This is a genomic window from Pseudomonas sp. GV085 (assembly GCF_003050925.1).
Taxonomy (GTDB): domain Bacteria; phylum Pseudomonadota; class Gammaproteobacteria; order Pseudomonadales; family Pseudomonadaceae; genus Aquipseudomonas.
In genome coordinates this window covers 29818-48343 of record NZ_QAOV01000016.1, presented here as the reverse complement: position 1 = coordinate 48343, position 18526 = coordinate 29818, and the positions used below count along the sequence as shown (strand labels likewise).

Below are 18526 nucleotides of genomic sequence, written 5' to 3'. Positions count from 1 at the left end.
ATGCCTTCCCCCACTTTCCCTTCAGAAGCAACTGAGCAAGAGCCTCTCACTCGAGGCCACAAGAAGCGTGAACGTACCCGTCGCGGCCTGGTGGACGCGGCGTTGCGTCTTGTCGCACGTAAGGAGGTGGGGGAGATTGCACTGCTCGATGTCGCCTCGGAGGCCGCGGTATCCAACGGCACCATCTACAACTATTTTCGAACGCGCGACGAAGTGCTCGAGGCCGTTGGCATCGCCATGGCGAGTGAGTTCTCCGATGCCATTTCCGCCTTGAGTTCGGACGTGCACTGCGGTGCACAGCGGCTTTCGATTGGTGTGCGCATGTTCGTATGCCGGGCTGCGTACGACCATCAATGGGCCAACGCACTGCTGCGCATCATCCATTCCGATCAGACCATGCGCTCGCGCTTGGCTGCTCATGTGCTGGGCGATTTGCGTGAAGGTCTACGCGCGGGGACTTTCGCTTATGAGGATGAAGGGATCGCTCTGGACATGGTCGTATCGTGCACAACCGGCGCCATGCGCTCGGTTGTCGAAGGGCGTGCGGTGGAAGAGCACGATCAGCGGGTCGCCGAGATGATTCTCAAGGCTCTGGGTGTAACACCTGCCAAAGCCAGGAGAATCGCCGATAAGCCGCTACCGGCCGGCTAAACCCGGCCAATCCATTGCCGATAGTTCTTCGCCTGGCGACGAGACTTCAGCTGATTGCCGATCAATGCCATGAGTGGCGACGTCCTGGGTTTTGTCCGTTTTCCTTGACTCAGCAAGCCGAGCTGCTTCTTGATCACCGACGCCGTTGCAAGCGATGCCAGCGCCTTGTTCTTCCAGCGGACGACGATGGGCTCCACTTCGGTGTCCTTACCTGCCATCCACTGGCTTGGCAGGGTCGGCTCGATTGCCAACGCGGTGGCAAGCCCCACCATCGACACCGAGCCGCTCACCACTCGCTCCGCCACCTCCTTTCTACGCACGCCGCCGGTGACCATCAGCGGCATGCGCGCTATTTCTCCTATTTTTTCCGCACACTCGAGAAAATAGGCTTCTCGAGCCAAGCGGCTGCCATCGCGTGTTTGCCCCTGCATCGCCGGGCTTTCGTAGCTGCCGCCGGACAACTCGACCAGGTCGACCGCCTTGGCGTTGAGCATTTCCACCACGCGAGCCGCGTCCTCGGCATCGAAACCGCCGCGCTGAAAGTCCGCGGAATTGAGCTTCACAGCGACGCAAAAGATCGGTGCCACTCGCAGGCGTATTGCGTCGATGGTTCGCAGGAGAATTTGCGCACGATTTTCCAGGCTGCCACCCCAGCGGTCGCTACGCCGGTTGGTCAAGGGTGAAAGGAATTGGCTGAACAGGTAGCCATGCGCTGCATGTATCTCCACGCCGGTGAATCCGGCACGCTCGGCCAGCACCGCCGCTTGGGTATAGCGCTCAATCAGCTCTTCGATCTCCTGCTCCTCCAAAGCCCTGGGCGGCACAAAAGCTTTTGATAGTCCGGGAATGTCGACGGCAACCGCAGAGGGCCCCCGTGCCGATTGCCCCATGGAAGCCAATAGCTGCCGTCCGGGATGATTGATTTGCATCCAGGCCTGGGCCCCACGACTGCGGCAGGCATCGGCCCATAGCCTGAATTCGTCCAGGTTCCGATCGTCCTCAAGCACCACGCCAGCGGGGCCGGTCAAGGCGTGGCGGTCAACCATGACGTTGCCAGTGATGATCAGGCCGGCACCACCCTGCGCCCAACGCCGATAGAGCTTGACCAGCGCGTCCCCTGGAGCGTGATCCTCATTGGCAAGATTCTCCTCCATGGCAGCCTTGGCGATCCGGTTTGGAATCACCGTACCGTTAGGCAAACGAAGCGGTTTGAAGAGCATTGAGCCGGTCATGTTCTGTCCTTCAGCTAATAAAAAGTCGGCCGGCCAGCGCAGGGCTTGATGTGCCGAGAAGGCAAGCCTGAAACACAACACAATTGAACATGCGTGTTCAGTTGTGTCAATGGCGCCTGACTTTAATTGACCCGGCTTCAGGCGACTTTCAGACAGAACAAGCGACACGTTTAAAAATAGGGTTGACGTAAAATGAACACGAGTGTTCAATCTGTCCATAAGGTAATCCTGGAGAGAGAACCGTGGAATCCCTGAATCCAACACAGCGCCGCATTCATCAAGCCGCCTTCCGCCTGTTCGCTGAAAGAGGCACCTCACAAGTGAACATTCTCGACCTCGCCCAAGAGGCAGGCGTGGCGCGCGGAACGGTCTATAGCAACATCGACAGCATGGAAAGCCTGTTTGAGGCGGTCGCCAGCCATCTCGCGAAGGAGATGCATGAGCGCGTCAACAAGAGCTTCAATTCCCTCTCTGATCCGGCTCAGCGCCTTGCCAATGGCATTCGATTGTTCATTCGTCGAGCGCACGAAGACTCACAGTGGGGCGCATTCATCCATAAGTTCGCCATGAGCAATTCTTCGTTACGCGAAATGTTCAGCAGCCAGGCGACTACGGATCTTCTGAGCGGGCTTTCCACTGGACGCTATACGTTTGCGCAGGAGCAATTGCTCTCAGTACTGACGCTGATTTCGAGCAGCGTCCTGGGCTCGATTTTTCTGGTGCTGGAAGGGCACAGAACGTGGCGCGAATCGGGATCTGATACGGCTGAACTCGTGCTGCGTGCCTTGGGTGTGCCTCTGGAGGAGGCTAGAGCGCTGGCGACCGTAGAGTTGCCGGCACTTCCTCCTATCGACTAAGCGCGGTAACTGAAACAACGAAAAACCCCTGGCGTTTTCAGGGGTTCGGGGATCGCTTTGCCTTGAAAACTGGAAAACAAGAACAATGAATAACAAAAATCAACTGCCCCAGTTAGCAACACAACAGCCTGTCCGGTATCCGCAACCGACGGTTAAAGCCCAAGGTCTGACTCACCTGATCTTTCAAAGGCCAGACTTGAATGAAGCGGCGCATTTCCTGACAGACTTCGGCCTGGCCGTCAGTCATCAGAACGCCGAAACGCTCTATCTGCGCGGCACTGAACCGGCTCCCTATTGTTACCGTGTCCACCGTGCAGAAAATGCATGTTTTGTCGGGTTCGGGCTGGCAGTCCAATCGCTCGAGGATCTGGAAAAGCTGACGCAAATTCCAGGTGCGTCATCGATCGAGACATCGACACATCCTGGCGGCGGGCACTACCTCAGACTGACCGATCCTTCAGGGTTTACCGTCGAAGCAGTTTGTGGCCAGACGCCAAGTAAAACCCTGCTGCACAGAGCCCCACTTCCCTGGAATCTGGCGCAAGAGCAATCGCGAATCAACGCCACGCAGCGCCCGCCGATTGCACCGCCTGAAGTAATCAAACTGGGTCACATCGTCATTGAAGTGGCCGACTATCAGGCGACCTGTGCCTGGTACACCCGGCATTTCGGGTTTATTCCCAGCGATGTGCAGGTACTCCCTGACGGCACCCCCATCGTCGCTTTCATGCGCCTTGATCTCGGTGACAGGCCTGCGGATCACCATACGCTCGCGATTGCCCAGGGGTTCATGGCGACCTATAGCCACAGTGCCTATGAGGTCGTCGATGCCGACGCGGTGGGCATGGGGCAACGGGTCCTGCGAGAGCGGGGTTGGGAGCACTCGTGGGGAATCGGCCGGCACATCCTGGGCAGTCAGATCTTCGATTACTGGCAAGACCCTTGGGGTGATAAGCACGAGCACTACTGCGACGGAGATATCTTTACCGCCATACAACCTGTGGGCATCCATCCCGTGAGTCCCGAGGCAATGGCGCAGTGGGGGCAGCGCATGCCCAAGAGTTTTACCAAACCCAGGATGAGCTTGAGCAATGTACGAGCCCTGATCCGCAACCTGCGGCGCAGCCCGGACTTGACGCTTCGCAAGTTGATCACGCTGATGCGGATGTTCGGGTAGCGCGGCCGCCATGTCGGGCAACGCGACACGATATGGCCGGCGAGACGTGCTCAAAGCCGGTGCCCTGATCGCCGGCGGCTCGTTGATCTACAGCGTCGCCAGCCCACCCTCAGAACAACACCACAGTTCTCGCGCCATCGAGCGCGGGACAAACGCTGTCCCAGGAGTACCTTCAATGTCTGCTGTACATGTAGTCCGCTTTGAGTTTGAGAACGGTATCCACTGGGGCGTGTTACGCCAAGACCGTATCACGATTGTCCCAGGTACTTTTGAGACCACGGGTGACTTCATCAACCAGAACAGTATCGATGAGCTCGCTCAACTCAATGGTACTCAGTTGGAGGCGCACCAAGTGAAACTGCTGTCGCCGGTGACCCGCAATCAACAATTCGTCTGCCAAGGGGCCAACTATCGACAGCACATGATCGAGTCGGGCATGGACCCGGATGCGAAGAAATACAACATGATCTTCACCAAGGCGACCAGTTGCCTGGTGGCCGCAGACAGCGTCCTGATCAAGCCGCGCACCGTCCGTTTCCTTGACTATGAGATCGAACTTGGGCTGGTGATGAAACGCGTTATCAGTGGCGCAGTGACCGTCAACGATGCCAACCTGCATGAATTCGTTGCCGGCGTGGTCATTGTCAATGACTACTCGGCACGCGACATTCAGATCCCCCAGATGCAGTTCTACAAGGGCAAGAGCTTTCGCACGTTTGGCCCGGTCGGCCCCTACCTCTGCTTGCTGGGTGCCCAGGACATGCATTACCTGAAAGCATTGCAGTTGCGCCTGACGGTCAACGGCGAAGTACGGCAAAGCGACAGTACGGCCAACCTGGTGTATGGCCCCGCTGAAACCCTGACCGAACTCTCCGCCGTGCAAGATCTTGCCCCCGGCGACCTGATCGCCACCGGTACTCCGGCGGGATGCGCTCTGAGCATACCGTCGCCCGCCAAACAGCGCATTGCGGCCCTGATGCCAGAAGCCACCAAGTGGAAGCTGTTCCTCAAGGCGCAGGAAGGGCGGACGCAGTATCTCAAGGCAGGAGACGTCGTCGAAGCGCGCATTCGCAGTGCGGATGGCGTGATTGACCTGGGTGTGCAACGCAACCGAGTCGTAGAGGAAGCCTGAAAATGATGGTGCAATCTCTGAACGACATTGAACGTATCGAGCAGGTCCCGTTGTCGGAACGTGGCTTGGCTTCCAGCACCTATGAAGCACTGGCGCGTACAGCCGAACTTTCTCCCAATGCGCCCGCACTGAGTTTCTTCGCTGACGCTACCTGCTTCAGGAACACCCATCACTGGAGCTATGCCGAACTCATCGAAGATATCACTCGAGCGGCGAATGCTTTCCACGATCTGGGCATTACCCCGGGTGAAGTGCTGGCCTTCATCCTGCCCAACCTGCCGGAAACCCACTTCACCATCTGGGGGGGCGAAGCGGCCGGTGTCGTCATGGCGATCAACCCACTGCAAGAAGCCAAACAGATGGCTGCCTTGCTGCGGGCCGCCAAGGCCAGCGTGGTGGTAACGCTCGCACCGACGCCGGGCAGTGACCTGTGGCCTAAGTTGGCCTCCCAGCTGGATCAACTTCCCGAGATCAAGCACGTCGTTTGGGTTGGCATGGGACCCTATGTTGATGCAGCTCAGCGTGAATCGCTTGAATCCCTGGCACAGAAAGAACGTGAGGTGCACAGGGATGCCACGATTCACGAATTACGAGCGTTGATGAATGCCCAGCCAGGCACGCATCTGAAGAGTGCTCGGCTGTTCCGCCCTGAGGAGCGTTCCTCTTACTTCTGTACCGGCGGTACCACCGGGCTCCCCAAGATTGCGATGCGTACGCATGGGGCGGAGGTCTTCAACGCGTGGGCCATGGCCACGCACATGCAACCACATGGGAGTGGCCAGGTCATTTTTTGTGGGTTGCCGCTGTTCCATGTAAATGCCCAGCTGGTGACAGGACTGATGCCCTGGACGCAAGGTGATCATGTCATCCTCGGAACGCCGCAAGGTTATCGCGGCGAGGGTGTGATCCCACGCTTCTGGGAGATGGTTGAACACTTCGGCATCAACTTTTTTTCCGGCGTACCCACTGTCTATTCCGCGCTTTTGCAAAATGAAGCACGGGGCCACGATCTGTCCAGCCTGCGTTATGCCATGTGTGGCGCCGCGCCGATGCCGGTTGAGCTTTTCCGGGAGTTCGAAGGCCGGACCGGGGTGAAGATCCTCGAAGGCTACGGACTCACGGAAGGCGCGTGCGTCTCCTCGGTTAATCCGCCCCATGGCGAGCGCTTGGTCGGCTCCATCGGCATACGGATTGCCTATCAGGACATGCGTGCAGTCATGCTCGATGACGCTGGAGAGTATCTGCGCGACGCCGACACCGACGAAATTGGCCTGATCACCATCACCGGTCCGAACCTGTTCGAGGGTTACGTTGAAGAAAGCCATAACCGGGGCCTGTGGATCGACATCAATGGTCAGCGCTGGCTGAATACGGGCGATCTGGGTCGCCAGGATGAAAATGGCTACTTCTGGCTGACCGGGCGCAAAAAGGAGCTGATTATCCGTGGCGGCCACAATATCGATCCCAAGCAAATCGAGGAGGCTTTGCAGGCCCACCCAGCGGTGGCGTTGGCGGCTGCCATCGGCAGCCCGGACGCCTATTCGGGTGAAGTGCCGGTTGCCTACGTGCAACTGCGGCCAGGCCACGTTTGCGATGTCGAAGAACTTGAGCGGTTTGCTCAACACCACATCAGTGAGCGGGCGGCCATTCCCAAGCGGATCGAAATTCTCGAAGCGCTGCCGTTGACGGCGGTGGGCAAGATCTTCAAGCCCGCGTTGCAGCGGCGCGAAGTTGCCAGGGTAGTCCGGCAGGATGTGGATCGTATGTGTCTGAAGGACATTGGGGTCGAAGTGATTGCGCATGAACAACGTGGACTGGTCGCCTGCATCCGGGCCGGGAGAAATCAAGAGTCCCTGGCCCTCCTTCTAGGTCGCTATAGCTTTCAGGTGGAGTGGCTCAAATGATCCTGACTTTGTAATTTCGCCACTCCGGCCCTGGTACTGATCAGCCAGGGCCTTTTTCAAAAAAACGATGAACTTCAACCGGCACTGCCAAGTGCACCGGAAGGCGAAGCTTTGCCTGCGCACCAATCAATAACAACAATACGAGGTGGGAAATGAACCTGAGCAACCGTGCAATCCCGTGTCTCTCAGCTGTGCGAGAAGTGTCTTCCTGGATCAAATTCACAGGTGCCGCGGCAATACTCAGCGTTTCAACAAGCGCGGGGGCCAATGGCATTGCCTTGAACGAACAAAGTGCAAGCAGCGCGGGTACTGCTTATGCGGGAAGATCGTCTTCTGCGCTGGACGCCAGCACCATCTTTGGCAACCCTGCGGGCTTGACCAAATTGAAGCGTACCGAGATTTCCGGCGGAGCCGCGGTTGTCTCGGTGAGCGATGACATCAGTGATGCGCAGAGCAGTGCCCCGGGAACGAATAAAGGGGACTCGGTACCATTGGGGGTCGTGCCCTTCGCCTATATGTCGACGCCGCTTGACGAGCGTTTTTCGATTGGTCTGGGCCTGTATGCTCCGAGTGGCCTGATCAATGATTACGAGAGCGGTTTTCAGGGCCGCTACCATGGTTCCTATAGCACGACCAAGGAAGTAACCCTGCAGCCCACCATTGCCTATCGGATCAACGATTACGTATCCATTGGTGGCGGGCCGACCATCAACCGTTTCACTGCAAAGCTTCAGAATGACTTGGCCACCGGTGCCCTGAACAACGGCCAGGACACAGAGGTCACTATTAAAGGCGATGACACGGCACTTGGCTACAATCTCGGCATCTTGTTTGACTTGAGTGAGGCGACGAGTTGGGGGATTAACTATCACTCAAAAGTGGCTTATCACCTCAAAGGGCATACTGAGGTTTCCGGCTCCCCGAGCGTTATCCCGCTGGACGGAAACTATGACAACAAGATAGACATCACTATGCCCGAATCCGTGGACACGTCCATCACCCATCATTTCAATAGTCGCTGGACGGGATACCTGGGAACCACCTGGAAGCGTTGGAGCCGGATCAAGAAGGTCGAGGCAGTCAACAGCGGTCTTTCCCCCTTGGGCCAGGCGGCTGGCCTGGGAAGTGTGACCGAAGAAATGAACTGGCGTGACACTTGGGCCACCGCAGTTGGCGCGTCCTTTGAATTGAACCAACAATGGCTGCTGCGCGCAGGTTACGCCTATGATCCGTCGCCCATTAGAAATGCCGATCGCAGCGTGCGCGTTCCGGTTGGGAATCGCCAGGCCGTGACTTTGGGCGGTGCTTATTCGCCGAGTTCCGATCTGACGATAGACTTTGCTTATGGTTATCTCTGGGATTCCAGAGTCTCAGTGAAACAGTCGAACAACTCCGGTCTTCAGCCGGAATACAGTGCCAACTACGAAAATAGTGCGAATGGATTTTCAGTACAGGCAACCTATCGGTACTAATCGACAGGACTCAATTTTTAATAGAGTCCATATTTGCGAGCCTTCCCGAAAGTTTCCCTTTCGTCGTTAATCAACTACTCAATCGGGACGTCACACCTCTGGCAGTTGATGAGCGCGCAGCGGGGGGATAAATATGAAGAGCTGTGTGAGAGGTAGCTATTGGCCGATTCTGTTGAAAAAGTCGGTTCGCCCAAACAGCCTGGTCATTGACTGGTTAAAACGCATTTTTTGCACACTGCTACGTGAAATCCGAGCCCGGAAGCCTCGCCGCCACCTCATGGGCAACCCGAAGTGTGAACTCCAATATGGCGGCATTCAGGGCGGGTAGGGCGAGCTGATTCGGGTTGATCTTGAAAAGCAGGCATCGTTCTGGCTGCTCCGGCCTGAAGGTTCGCTGGTGCGGGCCTCTTTTTTTGGTGATTCACATCCCTCAATGCTCATGGGCATGCGAATGGATCGTGAGGGCACCAGGTACCTTGGTGCGTTCGAGTCCCCCACGTTCCAGCCACCGGAGGGTCTGCTCATAGGCACGCTGCAGCAAAGACTCGGTCTGGTCAAAGTTGAAAACCGAGACATCCACCGGGCACAAAGGCGGGACGATGTGCAGACTGGCGAAAGTGCGGAAGTGTTCGATGTCGCTCACCAGTTGGCGCATGCTCATCAGATTGACGGTGTGCAGGGCTAAGGCGACCAGTCCTCGGGGAGGTTGCATTAGGTCGCAACTCATTCCGGTGGGGATGACCACGACGTTGGTGGCTCCCAAGGCTACGGCAGTCGAAATAGGTGTATTGCTTGCCACGCCGCCGTCAACCAGGAACTGATCGGCGATTTGTACGCAGGGGAACACCAGCGGAATGGCAGCGCTGGCCAGTAACGCCTGCTCGAGTTCGCCACTGGACAGAACCGTCTCGGCACCACTGAGCAGGTTGGTGGTGACGATGTATAGGGGCAGCACCGCATCCTCAATGCGGTGAATGGGCAATGCCTGACCCAGCAGCCGATTCAAGGCCGACGGCTGCAACAGATAGCCACGCCGTTTGATCAATCCTCTACAGGTATCGAACCAAGAGAGGGGGAAGATGTCAGTTTTACTCAGCCCGCGCCAGAATCCGGCGAGCGCCTCGACGCCATCGGAATCGGGTCTTGCGGCAAAGTAGGCACCATTGATAGCGCCTACCGAAGCACCAACCACCATGTCGAATCGAACATTGGCTTCGACCAGGGCCCGCAACATTCCCACCTGCACCGCCCCCAAACTGCCACCGCCAGCGAATACGATTGCGGTTTTGGTCGCCATGGCGGAAGTCTCTGTGCGCAAATGTATCGAATGAGTGTAGCTGGCGGGTCGGCATTACTCACTTTGAAGTGCAAACTCGATAGCGCTCAGCAAAGCATCGCTGCTGAAGGGCTTACGCAGGCATTCGATGGGTTTATAGCGACCGGTTTCGGCCAGTGTCGCTTCATCCCAATGTGCCGACATGCAAATCACCGGGAATTTTCTGTCCTTGAGCGTCAGTGCGTGCATGACGTCTATCCCTGACAGGCCGTTCATCTTCAAATCCAGCAACAGACACGCAATGTCATCGAAGTTTTCGAGGGCCAGGAATTCCTCGCCCGAGGCGAATACCCGGGCGCGGTATCCGGCCGACCGAAGCAGGTTGGCCAGGCTTTTGCGCACGGACGCATCGTCGTCCACGATGCAGACGATGATCATGGCGCTGACGGATGACCCGGGCGCGGCGCAGTCATTGTTGGTAGTCATGTAGGACTCTGCACGCCAAACGTCGGCTCTGAGCTAATCAAGCCATACAGGCTGACCAGACTCACCAGCGAGCGCGTCTGCATCTTCTCCATGATGTGTTTGCGGTGGACCTTGGCGGTGATTTCGCTGGTGCCCAGCCGGTTGGCGATGTGTTTGTTGGACAGACCCTCCACGATCAGTGGCAGCACTTCGCGCTCACGGGGGGTCAACAGGGCGGCCCTTTGACGGGCACTCTGAGTGCGTTGCCATTGCTCGAACGTCGCCGCTGCGCGCTGACGGGTGGTGCGCAGGATGTCCAGCAACTGGCCGTCGTTGAAAGGCTTGGTCAGGAACTCGACCGCTCCCGCTTTCATGGCCTGCACCGACATCGGGATGGTGCCGAAACCGGTCATGAAAATAACCGGCCACGGAAGTCCGCGCCGCCCGAGTGTGGATTGCAGTTCCAGGCCTGTCGCCTCGGGCAGGCTGACGTCCAGCAACAGGCAAGCGGGGCCGATATCGAGGTCAGCGCCGAGCAATTCTTCGGCCGAGGCGAATATCCGGTGCACGATGCCTTCGGCCCGCAGCAGTCGGCTGAGCGCTGTGCGCACGCAGGCGTCATCGTCCACGATGAACACCGGCACGCTGTCAGGATCGATCCTCTGCTGATCCTCGGACGCCAAGGGGCCCGGGGCCGCAGGATGGAACAGGGGCAGGGGCGGTTCACGTTCTTTCAATAATCGGTAACCTCGGCGCGGGACCGTCTGGATGAGCTCTTTTTCTCCGAGCAACTTGCGCAGCGAGGAAATCTGCACCTGCAGATTGTTTTCCTCGACGACGGTGTCAGGCCAGACCTGTGTGATCAATTCATCTTTGCTGACGATTCGGCCATCGGCCTGCATCAGCACCGAGAGGATTTCGAACGCCCGGCCCCCGACACGCAGCGGCCGTCCATCAAGAAAGGCTTCGCGCCGTTCCAGGGAAATAGTGGCTTGGCCGAGTCGGATCATACATTCCTCTGCACTGCGTTGACGGGGCGTGACGCCGGAACGTCGTTTCATCAGGGCTACACGCTAGGGTGCGTTCTCAGTTAGTTTTCACGGGAAAACTAACTGAGAACGCACCCTAGGGGACGGCCTCGCATAATGCAATTATCCCGAGGGATAACACGCGGCGATTTCAGAGCGCAAAAACCACAGGCGGCAGGGGCCCTCAACTGCCATTCTGGTGCCGATGACGGACAGGATTGCTTGAGCGCAGCCCGCGGACCAGAGCCTTGCGTATACTCCCAGGCTCAGCCCGAAACGAATCTTCAGCGGTGATTGTTCATGCCCAGCAGCCCTCTCTCAGCATCCGGTTCCCACAGTCTTGATGTCGTACACGATGAAGCCTGGCTGGAGCGTTGCACCTTCACCATACTGCGCCGGGAAAACGACCTGACCTGGTTCACGCTCCAGGATCGGGCATCGGGCACACGCTGGCTCGCCGCCCGGGCGCCGATTCAACGGCCTGCTCTATGCCAGCGGCTGGAGCGCGATTTTCACCTGAGGCTGGATCCGGCCTGGGCGATTGCCCCTGTCGCGTTCATCCGCTCGGCCGAGGGGCCTTTGTTGATCTATCCCGTGTCTGGGGTTCCGCTGACTGATTTGATCACTGACACAGGGCTGCCACTGGCGCGCTTGCTGGCCATCGCCGTAGCCGCGGCCAACGCGCTGGCGAGCGCCCAGAAGATGGGCGTGCGACATGCCAGCCTGCTACCCCACCACTTGGTGGTGGATGCGGCCGACTCGGTCAGACTACTGAATTTTCACCGCCATGCCGGGGAAGCGCCCGCCGATGAATTGCCTGACCTGGAACAATGGCCTTATCTGGCCCCCGAGCAGGTACGACGCGATGCCGCCAGCTTTGATGCGCGCAGCGATGTCTACGCGCTGACCGCGATTCTTTATCAGGCACTGACCGGCCGACTGCCACTCACCGCCCGCGACCCGTCCCAATGGCTGCACGTGCACGCCGCTGTCCAGCCGGAATCACCGGCGATTCATGTCACCGATCTGCCGGAAGGCATCTGCCGAGTGCTGCTCAAAGGCCTGGCGAAAGAACCGGGTGCCCGCTACCAGAGTGCCGAATCAATAGCCGCGGATCTGGCCTGGTGCCAACGGCAGTGGCTGGAACATGAGCGTATCGACGCGTTCCGCCTGGGCGCTTTCGATGCGTTGCCTTCCCTGGCCCGCAGCGATGTGCTGTTTGGTCGAGAGGACGAACGTACGCAGTTGGTCGAGCTGATGCATCAGGTGGGCAGCGATGGCATTGCCCGGGTTCTGCTGGTCGGTGGCGCGCCGGGCGCCGGCAAGTCGACGCTGATCCATCAGGGTGTCCGGCCGCTGGCGTCCGGCTACTGGGCCAGTGGCAAGAGCAATCTGTTGCAGCAGGAAATTCCATTTGCACCCTTGGCAGAAATCTTCAAGTCGCTGATGACCCAGTTGCTGGGCAAGCCGGCTCTGGAGTTGCAGACACTGGGCGAGCAACTGGTCGAACGGCTCAAGGGGCGGGGCAGGCTTCTGGTGGAGTTGGCGCCCGAGGCCGAGCTGGTGATCGGGGTTACGCCTGAGCTGCCGAACATGCCGGCCCGACATGCGCTCGATCGCGCCAACCGGACCCTGCTCGATGTACTGGAAGTCTTCGCTCAGCCGGGACGCCCCCTGGTGCTATTCGTGGATGACGTGCAATGGGCGGACGATTCGACGCTGTCGTTTTTGCAGGCCTTCGTCGCCCGGCGGCCCCGGCATCTGGTGCTGATCCTGGCGTATCGCGAGGCCGAGTCGCAGGCCCTCGAGCGCGAGGGGGGAGTGCTGGAGGTGCTGGGCCGCGAGCAATCGTTGCCCTGCGCAAGCGTCATGCTGGGGCCATTGTCGGTGCCCGCCGTCGCGCAGCTGATCGCCGCTGAGCTGGACACCGCCCCCAGGGAGATTGAGGCGCTCGCGCAAGTCGTGCATTACAAGACGGCCGGCAACCCTCTGTTCGTCAGCCAGGTGTTGCGCGCATTGATCGATGAACGTCTGGTGCGCTTCGATGTGCAGGGTCGCCACTGGGTCTGGAATCAACAGGAGGTGGACGGTTATCGCTACGCCGACAACGTCGCGGACTTGATGGTATTGCGACTCGAACGCCTGTCACCGATGGAGCGCGAAGTGCTGCGCGCGGCCGGCTATGTCGGCGGGCGCTGTGATGAATCACTGCTGCAGCGGCTGTTGCCGTGTGAGCCGCAACAAATCGCCCATGATGTGCAAAGCCTGGTCGATGCGGGTTTTCTGCTGCGTGAGCGCGAGCAACTGGTGTTTCCCCATGACCGTGTGCTTGAGGCGGCCTGTCAGCTGGCGGCGTCAGCGGGGCGCGCCACCGAGCATGCGCGTATCGCTGGCGCCATGCTTGATCATTGGGGCGAGCAGATCCATGAGCATGTGTTCGAAATCGCCAGTCAGATCCAGCGCATTGACGCCGATGAACTGGAGGCGCATCGCCGCGCCGCGTTCGTCGAGCTGTTGGTCGAAGCCGCCGAACGCGCCAGGGACACCGCCGCTGTCGAGCAGGCCGTGGGCTATCTTCGCACGGCCGAGAGTCTGCTCGGCCAGACGGGTTGGTCGAGCCTCTACACCCAGGCGTTCGCCACCCAATGGCTGGCGGCCGAGTGCGACATGCTCCTGGCCGATCTGGAAAGCGCCCGGCGCCGCCTCGACGATTGCCTGACCCAGGCCACCACAGTGCTCGACCGCGCGAAGACCTATCGGTTACGAGCCACCTTGCGCACGCTGCATTCCGATTACGAGGGGGCGATCACCGAGGCGTTGAACGGTCTGGCCCTGCTGGATATTCCCCTTCAGCGCAGGCCTTCACAGAACGATTTGACCCTGGCATTTACCCAGGTTCGCGAGCTTGTCGGCACACGCCGCATCGCCGATCTGGTGCATTTGCCCAAGGCCGATGACCCGCCTGTCGAAGCCGCCATGGAGTTACTCAGTACGTTGATTTCTTCGTTCTTCGTCGACGACGACATTCGTTTGCTGCATTTGGCGAAAATGGTCGAACTCACACTGCTGCATGGCACCACGCCAAGCAGCGGTTACGGTTTTGCCTGGTTTGGCGTGATGATTGCCGAACGCTATGGCGAATATGTGGACGGGCAGGCCTTCGCCGAAGTGGCGCTTGAACTCACCGACAAGCACGGCTACGAAGCAGGGCGCACAGGCACACTGGTGGCGCTCGATCAGGTCAGCCCATGGACCCGCCCGATGGCCTACGCTCGACAGAAGGCGTTCGCCGCATTCGAGTGCGGCCAGGCCGGTGGCGACCTGGGCATGTCCTGTTATGCCTGCAACCACATCGGCTCCGACCTGCTGTTCATGGGCGAACCCTTGCAAGGGGTGTTGAACGAACTGGAGCATGGGTTGGCGTGGGTGCGGCAATTTCATTACATCGATATCGAGCGCATCCTGCTGGCGCAACAGGCATTCGCCACCGACCTGCGCGACGGGCGCCCGCATCGGCCGTTGGCCGAACTGGATGGCATCGAACATGACCGTTTCGGCCCCATCGACCGTACCCGTGTGTCGCAGCCGACGCTGTTCTGGTCGTGGCTGTACTCCGGTATGTCGGCGTTTTATTTCGGCGATATCCCTTACGCATTGCGACGTTTCGAAGAAGCTGCCGCGCTGGCCTGGTCCATTCCGGCGCATATCAATCTCGCTGATTACTACCTGTTCTACAGCCTGGCGCTGGGAAGTGCGCAAGCGCCGGGCGAGGTGGCGGAAAAACTGGAAAAACTCGAGCGGCAACGCCTGCGGTTCCTGCTGTGGGTCGAACTCAACCCGACAACCTTCCGCAATAAATTGCTGTTGATCGAGGGTGTCATCGCCCGTTTGCGCGGTCAGGAACTGGTAGCCATCCGCTGTTTCGATCAGTCGCAGATCGCGGCGGCGGCGGCCGGTTTCATCCATGAGCAGGCGCTGGCCCATGAGCAGCTGGCCGATATTTGCCTACCCAACGGGCTGGTGTCGGGTGCCAGCCACCACCTGCGTGTCGCGCGTGACTGCTACAACCTGTGGGGCGCCGAAGGCAAGGCACGTCAATTGGAAACCTTGCACCCGTTTCTGAGTGCGCAGCCGTCGTTCGAGCCGGTCCGGCCTGTGACCCAGGTCCGCCTCGATCTTGAGGTGGGGATCGAAGCGGCGCGTGCACTGTCGCAGGAGGTTCTGCTCGACCGACTGGTCGAAACCCTGATGAATCACTTGATGATTCAGGCCGGTGCCGACAATGGCGTGCTGATGATCGTCAGCGGCGCCGAACTGCAACTGGCGGCGACGGCTTCGGTCGAAGCCGGCAATGTACGGGTCGCTCTGGACGCCGGGCAACCGCTCGAACGGATGGCGCCGGCCTCGGTGCTCAACGCTACGATGCGCACGCGCACGCCCCTGGTGCTCGACGATGCCCGCACCGATTGTCCCGAGGCCTACAGCGCCGATCTGCAACAGCGCCAGGCACGGTCGGTGTTGTGCCTGCCATTGCTCAAACAAGGCACGTTGATTGGCCTGGTGTATCTGGAAAACAGCCTGGTTCCCAAACTGTTCAGCGCCCAACGCCTGACCATGCTGGAAATTCTCGCCTCTCAGGCTGCGGTTTCACTGCAAACCGCCAAGCTGTATGAACAGCTGGTCGAGGACAACCAGCTGCGCGCGCAGATGGAAGCGGACTTGCGCAGTTCCCGGGCGGAACTGGCGCGTAGCTCGCACCTCAAGGTCATGGGCGAGCTTTCCGCTTCGATTGCCCATGAAATCAGCCAACCGTTACTGGGCATCGTGTCCAATGCCTCGGCCAGCCTGCGCTGGCTCAAGCGTGATCGACCCGATCTGGAAGAGGCGATTCAGGGGCTGGAAGACATTCGCTCGGACAGCGCCCGTGCCGCGGACATTGTCCAGGCGCTTCGCGTACTCGCCAAACAGGTGCCGTCGCAACGGTTGCCGGTGCATATCGATCAGATGATCGGTGAGGTCGTGCGCCTGACCGCCACCGACCTGGCGAACCGCAACGTGAGCCTGGAAACCCGGCTCGATGCGCAATGCCCGGTGTCGGTCGACGCGGTACAGATCCAGCAGGTGGTGTTCAACCTGATCACCAATGCGCTGGAGGCCATCGCCGGAGCAGGGTTGCCCAATGGACGCATTATCATCGGCTCAGCGGTAAAGGACGCTCATGTCCAGGTCTGCTTCCAGGACAACGGCCCCGGAATTGACACGCACCAGCGCGAGCAGATCTTCGATGCGTTCTACACCACCAAAGGCAGCGGCATGGGAATGGGCCTGGCCATCTGCAGGTCGGTGATCGGCGCGCACGGCGGGACGCTGGTGGTCCAGGACAGCGAGCAGGGCGCCCGGATTTGCTTCAACCTGCCACTGGCACCGGCCAGCGCCGGATAAAAAAAGGTTCTTCACGGAATCCCGGGGGAACACCGATACCTGTAGAAACTGCGATGCGGCGATCCGACTTGCCAGCGATGGCGACCTTACGGCCGAGCATTTTCTTCCTGGTGTACATATTCATTGCTGCGGTAACGGCCACTTAGGGTTCCGCCCTGACGGCGGGTCACTTTCGAAAAGCCTGCGCGGCCCGGCGGAAAGTAACCAAAGCGCTTTGCCCCTTACATTCGGTGCCTCGCTGTGGCTCGGCATGCCCTCGCTCCGGTCCTGCTCCGTGGGCCCGCCGCGATCGGCCATCCATGGCCGTGCGCGGCTAACCCGGCATCCATGCCGGGTTGCCCACTGCGCAGAACCTGCGCTCGGCCTCACGAGGCGGCGTGCACCGCAACAGCACCGCGAGGCGAGCTAACGCTCGACCTCGTTGTTTGGTGGTGCACGCGTTCCCCTGTAGGAGCTGGCTTGCCAGCGATGGTCGGTAACGATAACGCGTGTGAACCGGATAAACGCGGCGTACTTGAGTCCATCGCCAGCAAGCTGGCTCCTACAGTTCCCCGGGATTACGTGAAGAACCTAAAAAAAGGCCGCATGAGCGGCCAAAGGGGAGGAGTTCGTTTTGTCGATCTCGATCAGTTCACGCGTGCAGCTCTTGCGCGCGCGACTGTCCCACGCCGTCGACCAGGCTTTCGCGAATTATCCATTCGGGTATGTCCCGATCAATCACGGGTGGCTGGCCAGGGTGGCTCGCTACATGATCAAAGGTCCGTCGCCATGCCTTGGGTGTCATCCCTTCCAGGCGGCTGAAGGTGCGGGTGAAATGCGAGTGGTCTGCGAAACCGCATTCATAGACGACATCGGTGATCGGCATCGAGGTGATCAGCAGGCTTTTGGCTTTTTCGATTTTCATCATCACTAGCCAGGCTTGCGGCGAGTGGCCGGTAACCTTTTTGAACGCCCGGGAAAAGTGACTACGGGACAGGTTGCAGTGTTCGGCAATCTCGCTGATGCGAACGCAACTGCCCATGTCACGCAGCATCAGCTCCTTGGCGCGGCGCTCCTGCCAGCCGGACAGGGCACCCAGCGGCCGGGCAAGGGTGCATGGATGGTTTGAAATCACCGATTGCGGGTTCATGGCGGCTCTCCTGATCGTTCAGGAAAGTCTGTCCGCCGGGGACATTTAAAGTCCTTAAGCAAACCTTAAGAGTTCTGAAATCCAGTGTCCGTTGCAGTGTGTCTTTCCATGCCGTTCAGCTAGCTTTGGAAGCGAAGGATGACTTGTTTTTTACCGGACTCGTCAGAGCGTTCCAAAGGTCAACTCCATCGCCAGTACAGCGGACAACGCCAGCATAATCAGCAACGCGATAAACATCAGGCTCAACTCGGCGACCTGCTTATAAAGGGCAGTCGGCCTTTTCGTGACTCGTGCAATTGATTTATTAGAGGAAGCCATCACCCATTCTCCCTTTTCCGCCCAATACGTAATCGCTCCAGAAGGAGTACATCAGGATCACCGGCAGGATGAACTGCGCGCCGATCAGGGCGAACAGCCGACGGGTGGCCGCTGATGCCGTCGCCCACAGGCTGACGGATGGCGGGCCGAAATCATCCAGCGGCACGGCGTTGGCGGTAGTCAGGGTAAGGCGCATCGCACAGGGCGGGCTTGACCCGGGCAGCAAGGCGATGGCGTTGCATGGTGGTGTCGCACGATTCATTTTTCACCCCTCGCATCATGCCGGGCCCGCCGTCTCCATGATGTACGGGACGACAGCTGTTGCGGGTACCAGGGGGGCTGCAACTAATGAGCCACTTCAATAGTGCAAAGGAAAAATTCAAATGAATGAACAGGCACTGAGTGTTTGACGCGAGAGAAAAGGGGAAGGGGGGAATATTCCT

General features: G+C 59.2%; 13 protein-coding genes and 1 pseudogene. 7 read left to right on the top strand and 7 right to left on the bottom strand.

From position 1 onward, the window contains the following. Entirely contained in the window at positions 1–651 is a 651-nt protein-coding gene (locus C8K63_RS26300; RefSeq protein ID WP_108219335.1) for a TetR/AcrR family transcriptional regulator, read from the top strand. Here C8K63_RS26300 and C8K63_RS26295 read toward each other — a convergent pair. Beyond that, positions 648–1883: an NADH:flavin oxidoreductase/NADH oxidase family protein gene (locus C8K63_RS26295; protein WP_108219334.1), complete on the bottom strand. Its 1236-nt coding sequence runs from the start codon at positions 1881–1883 to the stop codon at positions 648–650. The genes C8K63_RS26300 and C8K63_RS26295 overlap by 4 nt on opposite strands. 242 nt (positions 1884–2125) lie before the next feature. Here C8K63_RS26295 and C8K63_RS26290 point away from each other — a divergent pair, with 242 nt between their 5' ends. The 5 genes from C8K63_RS26290 (at position 2126) to C8K63_RS26270 (ending at position 8425) form a co-directional block, all read left to right on the top strand. Then, complete coding sequence (locus C8K63_RS26290; protein ID WP_108219333.1) at positions 2126–2740, top strand: TetR/AcrR family transcriptional regulator; 615 nt, start codon at positions 2126–2128, stop codon at positions 2738–2740. Positions 2741–2825: 85 nt separating this feature from the next. Further along, entirely contained in the window at positions 2826–3917 is a 1092-nt protein-coding gene (locus tag C8K63_RS26285) for a VOC family protein (RefSeq protein ID WP_108219332.1), read from the top strand. Positions 3918–4092: 175 nt separating this feature from the next. After that, a complete protein-coding gene (locus C8K63_RS26280) occupies positions 4093–5049 on the top strand; it encodes a fumarylacetoacetate hydrolase family protein (protein ID WP_108219331.1) in 957 nt (318 codons plus the stop codon). 2 nt (positions 5050–5051) lie between these two features. Then, positions 5052–6953, top strand: coding sequence for an acyl-CoA synthetase (locus C8K63_RS26275; protein WP_108219330.1), 1902 nt, complete (start codon positions 5052–5054; stop codon positions 6951–6953). A 152-nt stretch (positions 6954–7105) separates the two neighbouring features. Further along, the gene (locus C8K63_RS26270) at positions 7106–8425 is read left to right on the top strand and encodes an outer membrane protein transport protein (RefSeq protein WP_108219329.1); all 1320 of its coding nucleotides are present in this window, start codon (positions 7106–7108) and stop codon (positions 8423–8425) included. Between the two features lie 430 nt (positions 8426–8855). Here C8K63_RS26270 and C8K63_RS26265 read toward each other — a convergent pair whose 3' ends face one another. The 3 genes from C8K63_RS26265 to C8K63_RS26255 are packed head-to-tail and all read right to left on the bottom strand — an operon-like array spanning position 8856 to position 11176. Further along, the gene (locus C8K63_RS26265) at positions 8856–9722 is read right to left on the bottom strand and encodes a patatin-like phospholipase family protein (RefSeq protein ID WP_108219328.1); all 867 of its coding nucleotides are present in this window, start codon (positions 9720–9722) and stop codon (positions 8856–8858) included. Between the two features lie 54 nt (positions 9723–9776). Then, positions 9777–10139 carry a response regulator transcription factor gene (locus C8K63_RS26260; protein ID WP_108219396.1) on the bottom strand — a complete coding sequence of 121 codons (363 nt, stop codon included), beginning with the start codon at positions 10137–10139 and terminating at the stop codon, positions 9777–9779. Between the two features lie 44 nt (positions 10140–10183). Continuing rightward, entirely contained in the window at positions 10184–11176 is a 993-nt protein-coding gene (locus C8K63_RS26255) for a response regulator (RefSeq protein ID WP_108219327.1), read from the bottom strand. A gap of 405 nt (positions 11177–11581) precedes the next feature. On the opposite strand from C8K63_RS26255, the gene C8K63_RS26250 reads away from it, so the two are divergent. Beyond that, the gene (locus C8K63_RS26250; RefSeq protein ID WP_108219395.1) at positions 11582–16636 is read left to right on the top strand and encodes an AAA family ATPase; all 5055 of its coding nucleotides are present in this window, start codon (positions 11582–11584) and stop codon (positions 16634–16636) included. A gap of 631 nt (positions 16637–17267) precedes the next feature. Here C8K63_RS26250 and C8K63_RS26245 read toward each other — a convergent pair. The 3 genes and pseudogenes from C8K63_RS26245 to C8K63_RS31295 form a co-directional block, all read right to left on the bottom strand. Continuing rightward, positions 17268–17765: a helix-turn-helix transcriptional regulator gene (locus C8K63_RS26245; RefSeq protein ID WP_108219326.1), complete on the bottom strand. Its 498-nt coding sequence runs from the start codon at positions 17763–17765 to the stop codon at positions 17268–17270. Positions 17766–17927: 162 nt separating this feature from the next. Continuing rightward, positions 17928–18083, bottom strand: a complete 156-nt coding sequence (locus tag C8K63_RS30545; RefSeq protein WP_177413306.1) for a hypothetical protein — start codon at positions 18081–18083, stop codon at positions 17928–17930. Then, positions 18070–18228: pseudogene (locus tag C8K63_RS31295) on the bottom strand (ubiquinol oxidase subunit II); the annotation flags it as partial. The gene C8K63_RS30545 and the pseudogene C8K63_RS31295, both read right to left, overlap by 14 nt. Between the last annotated feature and the right edge of the window lie 298 nt (positions 18229–18526).